Annotated in this window: 8 protein-coding genes; 6 read left to right on the top strand and 2 right to left on the bottom strand. The window is 71.5% G+C overall.

The window, feature by feature from the left end; genetic code table 11:
• The 5 genes from OG904_RS16590 (at position 1) to OG904_RS16570 (ending at position 4,709) form a co-directional block, all read left to right on the top strand.
• On the top strand, positions 1-561 hold the full coding sequence (locus OG904_RS16590; RefSeq protein WP_405491652.1) for a SigE family RNA polymerase sigma factor: 561 nt from the start codon (positions 1-3) through the stop codon (positions 559-561).
• A 38-nt stretch (positions 562-599) separates the two neighbouring features.
• Complete coding sequence (locus OG904_RS16585; protein WP_405491650.1) at positions 600-1,265, top strand: hypothetical protein; 666 nt, start codon at positions 600-602, stop codon at positions 1,263-1,265.
• A gap of 70 nt (positions 1,266-1,335) precedes the next feature.
• A complete protein-coding gene (cseB, locus tag OG904_RS16580) occupies positions 1,336-2,043 on the top strand; it encodes a two-component system response regulator CseB (protein WP_405491648.1) in 708 nt (235 codons plus the stop codon).
• 48 nt (positions 2,044-2,091) lie between these two features.
• On the top strand, positions 2,092-3,408 hold the full coding sequence (gene cseC, locus OG904_RS16575; RefSeq protein WP_405491646.1) for a two-component system sensor histidine kinase CseC: 1,317 nt from the start codon (positions 2,092-2,094) through the stop codon (positions 3,406-3,408).
• Between the two features lie 50 nt (positions 3,409-3,458).
• The gene (locus OG904_RS16570) at positions 3,459-4,709 is read left to right on the top strand and encodes a LamG-like jellyroll fold domain-containing protein (protein WP_405491644.1); all 1,251 of its coding nucleotides are present in this window, start codon (positions 3,459-3,461) and stop codon (positions 4,707-4,709) included.
• Between the two features lie 18 nt (positions 4,710-4,727).
• On the opposite strand, the gene OG904_RS16565 is transcribed toward OG904_RS16570, so the two are convergent.
• Positions 4,728-5,342, bottom strand: coding sequence for a M23 family metallopeptidase (locus OG904_RS16565; RefSeq protein WP_405491642.1), 615 nt, complete (start codon positions 5,340-5,342; stop codon positions 4,728-4,730).
• Between the two features lie 412 nt (positions 5,343-5,754).
• On the opposite strand from OG904_RS16565, the gene OG904_RS16560 reads away from it, so the two are divergent.
• Positions 5,755-8,796, top strand: a complete 3,042-nt coding sequence (locus tag OG904_RS16560; RefSeq protein WP_405491640.1) for an NACHT domain-containing protein — start codon at positions 5,755-5,757, stop codon at positions 8,794-8,796.
• Between the two features lie 90 nt (positions 8,797-8,886).
• Here OG904_RS16560 and OG904_RS16555 read toward each other — a convergent pair whose 3' ends face one another.
• A complete protein-coding gene (locus tag OG904_RS16555) occupies positions 8,887-11,412 on the bottom strand; it encodes an ATP-dependent Clp protease ATP-binding subunit (RefSeq protein WP_405491638.1) in 2,526 nt (841 codons plus the stop codon).
• Positions 11,413-11,800: the final 388 nt, after the last annotated feature.

Genomic DNA, 11,800 nt, shown 5'->3' with positions numbered 1-11,800 from the left:
ATGGCGCACGGCGAGGTACTCGAATTCGAAGAGTACGTACGCACCCGGCAGGACGCGCTGCTGCGCAGTGCCCGTCGCCTGGTTCCGGACCCGACCGACGCCCAGGACCTCCTGCAGACCGCCCTCGTCCGCACCTACGGCCGCTGGGACGGCATCGCCGACAAGTCCCTCGCCGACGCCTACCTGCGCCGTGTCATGATCAACACGCGCACCGAATGGTGGCGCGCCCGCAAGCTCGAAGAGCTTCCCACCGAGCAGCTCCCCGACGCCTCCGTCGAGGACGGCTCGGACCAGCGCGCCGACCGCGCCCTGCTGATGGACATCCTCAAGGTGCTCGCGCCCAAGCAGCGCAGCGTGGTGGTGCTGCGACACTGGGAGCAGATGAGCACCGAGGAGACGGCAGCGGCGCTCGGCATGTCGGCGGGTACCGTCAAGAGCACTCTGCACCGCGCGCTGGCCCGGCTCCGGCAGGAACTGGAGAGCCGGGACCTGGACATGCGCGCGCTGGAGCGCGGTGACCACACCATCCGGTACGAGGGGCGTGAGCGGTGCGCGGCCTGACTGGCCCAAGACTGAGCGGCAGGAGCTCGGTGGTACTCATGTCGGCGGGGACGGCTGTCCTCGCCGGCACCGTGCTGTTCGCGGCCGGCTGCTCCACCGGGGGCACCGGGCTGCGTGACGGCGGCCCGGCCCGCACCGAGGCGGCGGCCAAGACCGGCGCACCGTCCTCCGCGCCCACCGACCCCGACGGGGGCTCCGCCACCGGGCACCTCCCCCAGGCCTCCGGCACCGCGGGCACGGCCGGCAAGAAGGCCGACCCGGTCGCGATCCTCAAGGCCGACCCGAAGGTCAGCGCCGCGATCAAACGGGACCTGAAGCCCTGCTCGGGCAAGGAGTACCCGGTGGACGTCAGCTACGGCAAGGTCACCGGCGGACCGGCGGCCGACATCGTCATCAACGTCCTGTCCTGCGCCGACGCGCTGGGCCGCGGCTCGTTCGTGTACCGCGCGGACGGGGACAGGTACGAGAATGTGTTCTCGGACGAGCAGCCGCCCGTCTACGCCGAGATCGACCGGGGCGACCTGGTCCTCACCAAGCCGGTCTACGGGAAGAGCGACGCGCTCTCCTATCCGTCCGGCGAGGACCTGATCACCTACCGCTGGAACGGGGAGAAGTTCACCGAGCAGGACCGGGTGCACACCGACTACAGCAACGTGGTCGACGGTGGAACGGTCCCCGCCCCGGCCGTCACCCCGAAGAGCTGACCCCGGACGGACCGCAGGACAGAAGCGAAGAGCACCCAGTACGAGTACCGAGGCGAGGCGAGGCTCCCGAATGGCCGAGACCCATGTCCTGTTCGTGGAGGACGACGACGTCATCCGTGAGGCCACGACCCTGGCGCTGGAACGCGACGGGTTCGTGGTCACCGCCATGCCCGACGGACTGTCCGGCCTGGAGTCCTTCCGCGCGGACCGGCCCGACATCGCCCTGCTGGACGTGATGGTGCCCGGGATGGACGGCGTGAGCCTGTGCCGCCGCATCCGCGACGAGTCCACCGTCCCCGTCATCATGCTGTCGGCGCGCGCCGACTCCATCGACGTGGTCCTGGGCCTGGAGGCGGGCGCCGACGACTACGTCACCAAGCCCTTCGACGGCTCCGTCCTCGTCGCCCGGATCCGCGCGGTGCTGCGCCGCTTCGGCCACGCCGGCGGCCCGCAGGGCAACGGCGGGGGCGAGGACGACGCCTCCGGCGAGCGCGGGGTCCTGGTCTTCGGTGACCTGGAGGTCGACACGGAGGGCATGGAGGTGCACAAGGCGGGTGCCGCGGTGGCGCTGACGCCCACCGAGATGCGGCTGCTGCTGGAGTTCTCCACCTCCCCCGGCACCGTGCTCTCCCGCGACCGGCTGCTGGAGCGGGTCTGGGACTACGACTGGGGCGGCGACACCCGCGTGGTGGACGTCCACGTACAACGGCTGCGCACCAAGATCGGGCAGGACCGGATCGAGACGGTCCGGGGTTTCGGATACAAGCTGAAGGCCTGATGCCTTGAGAAGACGAGCACGGGGGGCGAACGCGGGGATGAAGGCCCGATGAAGCGGTTCACCCTGCGGACCGGGATCCGCTGGAAGATCACGCTCGCCATCGCTTCCGTCGGCGCGCTGACCGCCGTCGCACTGAGCCTGGTGGTGCACAGTGCTGCCCGCGTGTCGATGCTGGAGAGCGCCCGCGAGGTGCAGCTGGACCGGGTGCAGTTCATCTCCCGCACCGCCGAGGCCGGCCGCAAGCCCCAGATGGGTGCCAAGCTCAACGATCCGGAGCTGCCCGCGGTCCTGCGCGAGAAGGCCCGGTCGGGACGGCGCGGCACCTTCATCCAGGACAACCCGCGCGGACTGCCCGAGGTGTGGGCGGCGGTACCGCTCGGCAACGGGCAGGTGCTGTCGCTGAACAGCCCGTTCCGGGAGAGCGCCAACATGCTGCGCGACCTGGACCGGGCGCTGGTCGTCGGATCCCTCGCCGTGGTGATCGGCGGCTCGGCGCTCGGCGTGCTCATCGGCGGCCAGATCTCGCGCCGGCTGCGCAAGGCGGCGGCCGCCGCTCAACGGGTGGCGCACGGGGATCCGGAGGTACGGGTGCGGGACGCGGTCGGGGGCGTCGTGCGCGACGAGACCGACGACCTCGCGCGGGCCGTCGACGCGATGGCGGACGCGCTCCAGCAGCGGCTGGAGGCGGAGCGGCGGGTGACCGCCGATATCGCGCACGAGCTGCGCACCCCCGTGACGGGCCTGCTCACGGCGGCGGAACTGCTGCCTCCGGGCCGGCCGACCGAACTCGTGCGGGACCGCGCGCAGGCGCTGCGGGCACTGGTCGAGGACGTGCTGGAGGTGGCCCGGCTGGACAGCGCGTCCGAGCGGGCGGAGCTCCAGGAGGTGGCCCTGGGCGAGTTCGTCAGCCGCCGGGTCTCCTCGCTGATGCCGGAGGCGAGCGTACGGATCGTCGCGGACGAGATCGTCTCCACCGATCCGCGCCGCCTGGAGCGGATCCTCGGCAACCTCCTGGCCAATGCCGCGCGGTACGGGCGGGCGCCGGTCCAGGTCGACGTCGAGGGCCGGGTCGTACGGATCCGGGACCACGGGCCGGGCTTCCCCGAGGCACTGCTGCGCGAGGGGCCGAGCCGGTTCCGGACCGGGTCCACGGACCGCGCCGGGGTGGGGCACGGGCTCGGGCTGACCATCGCCGAGGGGCAGGCGCGGGTGCTGGGCGCCCGACTGACCTTCCGCAACGTGGCGGCCCCGGGCGGCTTCGTCCGCGAGGGCGCGGCGGCGGCGGGGGCGGTGGCGGTGCTGTGGCTTCCGGAGCACGCGCCGACGGCGACGGGGAGCTTCCCGATCGTCCCGCGGACGGACTGAGCGGCCGGCGGCTGTTCGATTGCCCGCACCGATGTTTTAGCATCCGACGCATGACTGACGGTACGGATCGCCCGCACAGCCCCCAGCCCGAGCCCGGCGCCCCCGACAACGGCGACTACGGCTACCCCCAGGGGCAGGTACCCGCCGGCGGGTACGGCTATCCGCAGGCCGGGCAGCAGCCCGGGGGCTACGGCTACCCGCCCGCCCCCGCCGAGCCCGGTGGTTTCGGCCCGCCGCCCGGCGGCCCGGCGGAGCAGCCCGCCGGGTACGGGTACCCGCAGGCGGGTCCGTACCAGCAGGGTCCGTACCAGCAGGGGCCCTTCCAGCCGGGGTCCTTCGAGCAGCCGCCCTTCGAACAGGGCCCGGGCACGCCGTTCCCGGCGCAGTTCCAGCCGCCGTCCGACGAGCCGGACTGGGCCGCGCTGGCGGACGGGGCGGACCGGGAGCGGCGCCGCAAGCGGCTGTGGGCGATCGGCGGCGGGGTGACCGTACTGGCCCTGCTGGCCGGTGGCGGAGCGTACGTACTGCTGGGCTCCGGGGGGAGCGACGACGACGCAAAGCCGAGCGCCTCGTCCTCGGCCCCGTCCTCCCCCTCGCCGTCGGCGAGCGGGCCCAAGCCGCCGGCCGATGCCCCGACCGTGGCGGGCGACCCGACCCTGCTGCGCGACCGCAGCGGCAAGACGCACCTGAAGATGGGCTCCGAGGCCTCCGTGGTCGCCGTCGACAAGCGCTTCGAGTTCCGCACGACGGGCGGGGAGAACTCCTACGCCGAGTCCGAGAAGGCCCTCGTCGACGTGGCCAAGAGCTTCACCGTCTCGGCCCGCGTCTCGAACAGCGCCCCGAAGGGGCGGCAGATCGCCGTCAGCCAGGGCAACCAGAAGACGTTCTCCTTCGAGCTGGGCTCGGACGAGGTGAACGGCAAGCTGGTGTGGATCTTCCGGGTCCAGACGGACGCGGCGGGCGCGGACGCCACCACCAAGACCGTGGTGGCCGAGGGCCGCAAGGTGGACAACACGCTGACGGAGCTGACCGGCACCTACGACGCCAAGGCCAAGAAGATCTCGCTGTACATCAACGGCAAGGCGGCCGGCGAAACCCCGGTGCCCACCCTCTTCCGGGCCCCCGGCTCGCTGGAGCTGGGCCGGACCCGCGCGCAGGACAAGTGGGCCGGCGGGTGGAGCGGGGCCATGGACAGCGTGCGGGTCTACCGGATCGCGCTCTCGCCGGAGCAGGTCCTCAACCAGCAGCCGGGCAAGCTCGACGCGTCGATCAGGCCGTTCGGCTCCTGGCTGCTGTTCTGATCCCGGACGGGACCGGCGTCAGACGCTGACGCCGACCTGGCGCAGGAAGGCCACCGGGTTCACGGCCGAGCCGTAGTTCGGGGTGGTCCGGATCTCGAAGTGGAGGTGCGGGCCGCTCGAATTGCCGGTGTTGCCGGAGAGGGCGATCTGCTGGCCCTTGGACACCTTCTGGCCGATCTTGACCTGGATCTTCGAGAGGTGCGCGTACTGCGAGTACGTGTTGTCCGCGTGCTTGATCACGATGGCGTTGCCGTAGGCCGGGCCGTCGCCGCCGCCGTTCGGGCCGGCCTTGACGATGGTGCCCGTCGAGACGGCGTCGACCACGGTGCCGACCGGGACGGCGAAGTCCTGGCCGGAGTGCTTGTGCGACCACATGGCGCCGCCCTTGCCGAAGGTCGCGGAGAGCGTGTACTTCGACACCGGCTTCTCCCACAGGGCGGCCGGCTTCGCGGCGACGGCCGCGGCCTGGGCGCCGGCCTGCTCGGCCACGAGCCCGGCGGTGCCGGTCAGGGCGGTCTGGGCCTCGTCGGCGAAGGCGGCGGTCGTCCCGGCCCCGAATGCCAGGGCCGCGCCGAGGGCGCTCGCGCCGATGGCGATACGGGTACGACGGGTGCTGACGCGCTTCGCGGACATGAAGGGGACCTCCGGGGCCGGGGACGGGGACGGTACTGCCGGTACTGCCGGTACTTCGGGTGCTGCGGGTGCTGCGGGCGCTTCGGGCACTTCGGGCGCTTCGGGCAAGAAAGGACCCGGCACGCTGAGCGGGTGCCGGGCTTGCTTGCTCATCCTTGGTAACCCGGGCACCCCGGCTTCCCCAAACCCCTCCGGTACTAACCGGGCTCGTAGGTGCGAGGAGGGCTGTCAGGCCTGTTGACCGCTCTCTTACTGGGGTTGGGGTGGGGCAAATCGGACACCCAGCTCTACGAATGCTCCTAGTAGGTCCGATTTGCCCTGTGCCGCTTGTCACCGGCCCGGGACCTCCGCGGACCTCCGGCGGGACCAAAGCCCTGCGCCCCGTTCCACCCCGGAGCTACGCTCACGGGTCGTGGACGCATCCGTGGTGGGGATCCGGCTGGCCTCGGGGGCCTTTGCCCCTCTCGTCAAGAAACTCTTCCGGGGGGAAGGCGCGGGCGCGGGCCTCGTGGACCGGCCCCTGCGGATCTCCTCGTACGTCTCCCTGCGCGAGCAGCGCGTGCTGGCCCGGGACGACCTGCGCCGGCTCGCCGACGGGCTGGTCGACGCGGCGTTACGGGCCCCCGGCGAGCAGCCGCTGCCGCCGGGCGAGGAGGCGGGCGTCGCGGCGGCGCTGGCCGTCACCCTGCACGCGCTCGGGGACCTCGCCCTGGAGGACGCCCAGGCGGTAGAGATGGGCGCGGGCGCCTTCGCCGCCGAACTGCGCAGGGCCGCGCCCGCCACGGGCCTGGGACGGGACGCGGAGCTCTTCCACGACCGGCTGCTCGAAACCACCTGCCTGCACATCCTGCAGTTCTTCACGACCCGCTCCACCTACATCCCGCGGGCCCTGGTCGACGCCGCCCGCCGCCAGGCCGAGATCATCGCCAAGGTCGACGCACTGCTCGCCCGGATCCCCCGCCAGGACGGCCGGGACGCGGAGTTCGAGGCCCGGTACCTGGCGTACCTCGTCAAACGGCACGGCAGCCTGACGATCTTCGGGCTCGACCTGCCCCCGGGCTCGGCGCGCTGGCCGCTGGACGCCGCGTACGTGGGCCTGGAGACGGTCTCCCACGACCACGACCACGACCACGACCAAGGCCACGGCGCCGATCCCATGCCCCCCGAGACCGCCGGCGCCGCCGGGACCGCCGGGACCACCCCGCCCTCGTTCGGGCGGTGGGCCCAGCAGCACGCCGACCTCGCCGACGCGGTGCTCGCCCACCGCCACCGCGTCCTGCTGCGCGGCGAGGCCGGCTCCGGCAAGACCACCCTGATCCAGCAGCTGGCCGTCTCCGCCGGCCGGGAAGGGGCCGCCGAAGGCGGTCCGGTCCCGTACGTACTGCCCCTGCGGACCCTGACCCGGCACGGGGAGCCGCTGCCCGCCGCCAAGGACTTCCTGGCCGCCACCGCGCTCAAGGGGCAGTCCCCCGAGGGCTGGGAGGACCGGGTCCTGAGCGCGGGACGCGGCCTGGTCCTGATCGACGGGATCGACGAGATCCCGGAGACCGAGCGGGCCCGCGCCCGCGACTGGCTCGTCGACCTCTTCGCCGTCTACCCCGGCAACCGCTGGCTGGTCACCTCCCGGCCCTCGGCGGTCCGCCAGGACTGGCTCGCCGGCGAGGAGTTCGCCGAGCTGGCCCTCGTCCCCATGAACCGGGCCGCCGTGGCCTCCTTCGTCACCCGGTGGCACACGGCGACCGGGGCCGGCGAGGAGCTCCGCGACCAGCTGCTGGAATCCCTGGCCACCAAGCCGGAGCTGGCCCGGCTCGCCACCAACCCCCTGCTGTGCGGCCTCATCTGCGCCCTGCACCGCGAACGCCGGGGCTTCCTGCCCTCGGGCCGCAAGGAGCTCTACACGGCCGCCCTGTCGATGCTGCTGCACCGCCGCGACCGGGAGCGGGAGCTGCGCCTGCCCGAGCTCGCCGAGGAACCGCAGCTCCAGCTCCTCCAGCGGCTCGCGTACTGGCTGATCCGCAACGGCCGCACCGAGATCGGCCGCGGCCGGGCCGAAGGGCTGATCTCCGCCGCGCTGGCCTCCGTACCGGCCGCGCAGGCGCTGGGTGACGCCCCGGCCGTCCTGCGGCACTTCCTGGACCGGACCGGCCTCCTGCGGGCCCCCACTGAGGACACCCTGGAGTTCGTCCACCGCACCTTCCAGGACTTCCTGGGGGCCCGGGCGGCCCTGGACGAGGGCAGCCTGGGCGAGCTGACCCGGCACGCGGACGACGACCAGTGGGAGGACGTCATCCGCATGGCCGTCGCCCAGGGCCGCCCCCTCGAACGCGCGGCGATCATCGGCGACCTGCTGGTCCGGGGCACGGACCGGGCGGTCCTGCTGGCCCTGGCCTCGCTGGAGTACGCGACGGAGCTGGAACCGGAGCTCCGCGAGGACGTCCGCTCGGCCGCCCGCCGGCTCATCCCCCCGAAGGACGAGAACGCGGCGCGGACGCTGGGCCTGCTCGGCCCCCTGGTCCTGGACCTGCTGCCGCGGTACACGGAGGCCGGCTACGGAGCCCACCTGTCGGTGATCACGGCCGAGCAGGCGGGGAGCGAGGCGGCCGTCGGATACCTCGCCGGCTACGCCCGGCACCCCGACGACCGGGTCCGCAAGACGCTGACCGACGCGTGGGACCGCTTCGGCGTCCGCCAGTACGCCGCCGAGGTGCTCGCGCGGATGGACCCGCCGCCCGTCGGCCTCAACCTCGACTCGGACGCCAAGGCCGCGGCACTGACCGGCCTCACCGGCCCGCCCGACCTGTCCGTCGGGCGCCTGGTGTCCCGGGACGCCCTGGCGCGCCTGCTGGAGCGCCAGCCGGTGGCGGGCCTGAGGCTGTGGAGCTTCGCCGGCGGGGCCGACGCGGAGTTCCTGCGCGGCCACACCTCGCTGCGGCTGCTCCAGATCAGCTCCTGGCCGGAGCTGGCCGACCTGAGCGCCCTGCACGGACTGCCCCTGGAGGAGGTCTCCTTCCACCTGGAGAACTCCACACCGCTCGGCCCGGCCCTCGCGAGCTGGCCCGGGCTGCGCAGGCTCACGCTGACCGACGGGAACGGCCCCTGGTCCTTCCGGGACTTCGCCGGGGACTGCCGGCCGGAGTGGCTCGACGTGAGCGGCGCCGCCGCGGACCTGGCGGGGCTGGGACGCCTGCGGAGCCTGCGGCACCTGGGGCTCGGCCGCGGCTGGCGGCCCTCCGGGGCGGCCGCGTGGGCGGAGCTCTCGGCCCTGCGGGACCTGCGGGGGATCGAGGTCCACCCCGACGTGCTGGAGGGCCTCGCCGAGTTCGCGGACCTGCCCTCGCTGCGGAAGGTGTGGTGCTACGACGACAGGGAACGTGATCCCGGTGTCGAGGAGCAGGTGCTCCGGCGCTTCCCGAACGCGCGGATCCGGCGGCTGCCGCCGGCGTACGACATCTGATCGGCCCCGCCCCGGAGCACGGCGAAGGGGCGGCCCCGGAACCTCTCGGTCCCGGGGCCGCCCCTTCGTACTGCTGTCAGCGACTAGCGCTTACGCACCCTTCGACAGGTCCGGGCCGGAGCCCGTGGCCTCGATCGGGGGGAGGTCCGGCAGAGCCGACTTCTCCTCGCCGCGGAAGGTGAACTTGGCTTCCTCGCCCTCACCCTCCTTGCCGACGACCACGATGTGACCGGGGCGCAGCTCGCCGAAGAGGATCTTCTCCGAGAGCACGTCCTCGATCTCGCGCTGGATCGTGCGACGCAGCGGACGCGCACCCATGATCGGGTCGTAGCCGCGCTTGGCGAGCAGTGCCTTCGCCTCGGTGCTGAGCTCGATGCCCATGTCGCGGTCCTTCAGGCGGTCGTCCACCTTCGCGATCATCAGGTCGACGATCTGGACGATGTCTTCCTCGGTGAGCTGGTGGAAGACGACCGTGTCGTCGACACGGTTGAGGAACTCGGGCCGGAAGTGCTGCTTGAGCTCTTCGTTGACCTTCGCCTTCATCCGGTCGTATCCGGTCTTCGTGTCTCCCTGGGCCGCGAAGCCGAGGTTGAAGCCCTTCGAGATGTCCCGCGTACCCAGGTTGGTCGTCATGATGATGACCGTGTTCTTGAAGTCCACGACCCGGCCCTGGGAGTCGGTCAGGCGACCGTCTTCCAGGATCTGGAGAAGGGAATTGAAGATATCCGGGTGCGCCTTCTCGACCTCGTCGAAGAGGACGACGGAGAACGGCTTCCGGCGGACCTTCTCGGTCAGCTGGCCGCCCTCTTCGTAGCCCACGTAGCCGGGGGGCGAACCGAAGAGACGGGAAACCGTGTGCTTCTCGCTGAACTCCGACATGTCGAGGGAGATCAGCGCGTCCTCGTCGCCGAAGAGGAATTCGGCGAGCGTCTTGGAGAGCTCGGTCTTACCGACACCGGACGGACCGGCGAAGATGAACGAGCCACCCGGGCGCTTCGGGTCCTTCAGACCCGCACGGGTACGGCGGATCGCCTGGGAGAGCGCCTTGATGGCGTCCTTCTGGCCGATGACCCGACGGTGGAGCTCGTCCTCCATGCGGAGCAGACGCGAGGACTCCTCCTCGGTGAGCTTGAAGACGGGAATGCCGGTCGCGGTCGCGAGGACTTCGGCGATGAGCTCGCCGTCGACCTCGGCGACGACGTCCATGTCGCCGGCCTTCCATTCCTTCTCGCGCTTGGCCTTCGCCGCCAGCAGCTGCTTCTCCGAATCACGGAGGGAAGCCGCCTTCTCGAAGTCCTGGGAGTCGATGGCCGACTCCTTGTCGCGACGCACGTTCGCGATCTTCTCGTCGAACTCGCGGAGGTCCGGCGGCGCGGTCATCCGGCGGATGCGCATCCGGGAGCCGGCCTCGTCGATCAGGTCGATCGCCTTGTCCGGGAGGAAGCGGTCCGAGATGTACCGGTCGGCCAGGGTGGCCGCCTGCACGAGGGCCTCGTCCGTGATGGAGACGCGGTGGTGGGCCTCGTAGCGGTCGCGCAGGCCCTTGAGGATCTCGATGGTGTGCTGGAGGGAAGGCTCCGCCACCTGGATCGGCTGGAAACGGCGCTCGAGAGCGGCGTCCTTCTCGAGGTGCTTGCGGTACTCGTCCAGCGTCGTGGCACCGATGGTCTGGAGCTCACCACGGGCCAGCATGGGCTTCAGGATGCTGGCGGCGTCGATCGCGCCCTCGGCGGCACCCGCACCCACGAGGGTGTGGAGCTCGTCGATGAACAGGATGATGTCGCCGCGGGTGCGGATCTCCTTGAGCACCTTCTTGAGGCGCTCCTCGAAGTCACCGCGGTAGCGGGAACCGGCGACCAGTGCACCCAGGTCGAGGGTGTAGAGGTGCTTGTCCTTGAGGGTCTCGGGCACCTCGCCCTTGACGATCGCCTGGGCCAGGCCCTCGACGACCGCGGTCTTGCCGACGCCGGGCTCGCCGATGAGGACCGGGTTGTTCTTGGTCCGGCGGGACAGCACCTGCATGACCCGCTCGATCTCCTTCTCGCGCCCGATGACCGGGTCGAGCTTGGATTCGCGGGCGGCCTGGGTGAGGTTGCGGCCGAACTGGTCCAGGACGAGCGAGGTCGAGGGCGTGCCCTCGGCCGGGCCGCCGGCCGTGGCCGACTCCTTGCCTCCGCCGGAGTAGCCGGAGAGCAGCTGGATGACCTGCTGCCGGACTCGGTTGAGATCGGCGCCCAGCTTCACCAGGACCTGGGCGGCGACGCCCTCGCCCTCGCGAATGAGGCCGAGCAGGATGTGCTCGGTGCCGATGTAGTTGTGGCCGAGCTGGAGGGCCTCTCGGAGCGAAAGCTCCAGGACCTTCTTCGCCCGCGGGGTGAAGGGGATGTGGCCGGAAGGGGCCTGCTGCCCCTGTCCGATGATCTCCTCAACCTGCTGGCGAACAGCCTCGAGCGAAATCCCGAGGCTCTCCAAGGCCTTAGCGGCGACACCCTCACCCTCGTGGATCAAGCCCAGGAGGATGTGCTCGGTGCCGATGTAGTTGTGGTTGAGCATCCGGGCTTCTTCCTGAGCCAGGACGACAACCCGCCGCGCGCGGTCGGTGAACCTCTCGAACATCGTTTATCGCTCCTCAGAGCGGTCGGGCAGTTCGGGGTCGGTCCCCGCCCTGTCCTTCCGCATGCTAGTCCCGCGGGGCGGGACAGCTCATTCCAACTGCCGACATCCGTCCGCGGCTCACCCTCACGTCCGTGGGAAAAACCGGCTGTAAGTGCCGACTACTGCTCCAACCCGATGGTGCGAGACGATGTTCCCGCAGGCCAGGCAGATACCCGTCACACGTGTACGCCGATGGCGAACGGAAGCCGGTCTCGGACCCTGCAAATCTGCGTGTCGCCCCGATCCACTAGGAATGTCTTACCCGTAAGAGCGGACAGTTCACGTCGGTGGACGACGGTTCCCTCCGCTACGGGCGAACACGCTCCCGTCCCGAATGTGGGACTCCACC

Source organism: Streptomyces sp. NBC_00096, assembly GCF_045041305.1.
Taxonomy (GTDB): domain Bacteria; phylum Actinomycetota; class Actinomycetes; order Streptomycetales; family Streptomycetaceae; genus Streptomyces.
Note: the sequence above shows the minus strand (reverse complement) of the source record. Positions and strands in the feature narration are given on the sequence as shown.

Excerpts from the sequence above, each read along its gene's own strand:
- cseB (WP_405491648.1), top strand. The coding sequence starts at position 1,336 with ATGGCCGAGACCCATGTCCTGTTCGTGGAGGACGACGACGTCATCCGT.
- OG904_RS16555 (WP_405491638.1), bottom strand. The coding sequence starts at position 11,412 with ATGTTCGAGAGGTTCACCGACCGCGCGCGGCGGGTTGTCGTCCTGGCT.
- OG904_RS16565 (WP_405491642.1), bottom strand. The coding sequence starts at position 5,342 with ATGTCCGCGAAGCGCGTCAGCACCCGTCGTACCCGTATCGCCATCGGC.
- OG904_RS16585 (WP_405491650.1), top strand. The coding sequence starts at position 600 with ATGTCGGCGGGGACGGCTGTCCTCGCCGGCACCGTGCTGTTCGCGGCC.
- OG904_RS16590 (WP_405491652.1), top strand. The coding sequence starts at position 1 with ATGGCGCACGGCGAGGTACTCGAATTCGAAGAGTACGTACGCACCCGG.
- cseC (WP_405491646.1), top strand. The coding sequence starts at position 2,092 with ATGAAGCGGTTCACCCTGCGGACCGGGATCCGCTGGAAGATCACGCTC.
- OG904_RS16570 (WP_405491644.1), top strand. The coding sequence starts at position 3,459 with ATGACTGACGGTACGGATCGCCCGCACAGCCCCCAGCCCGAGCCCGGC.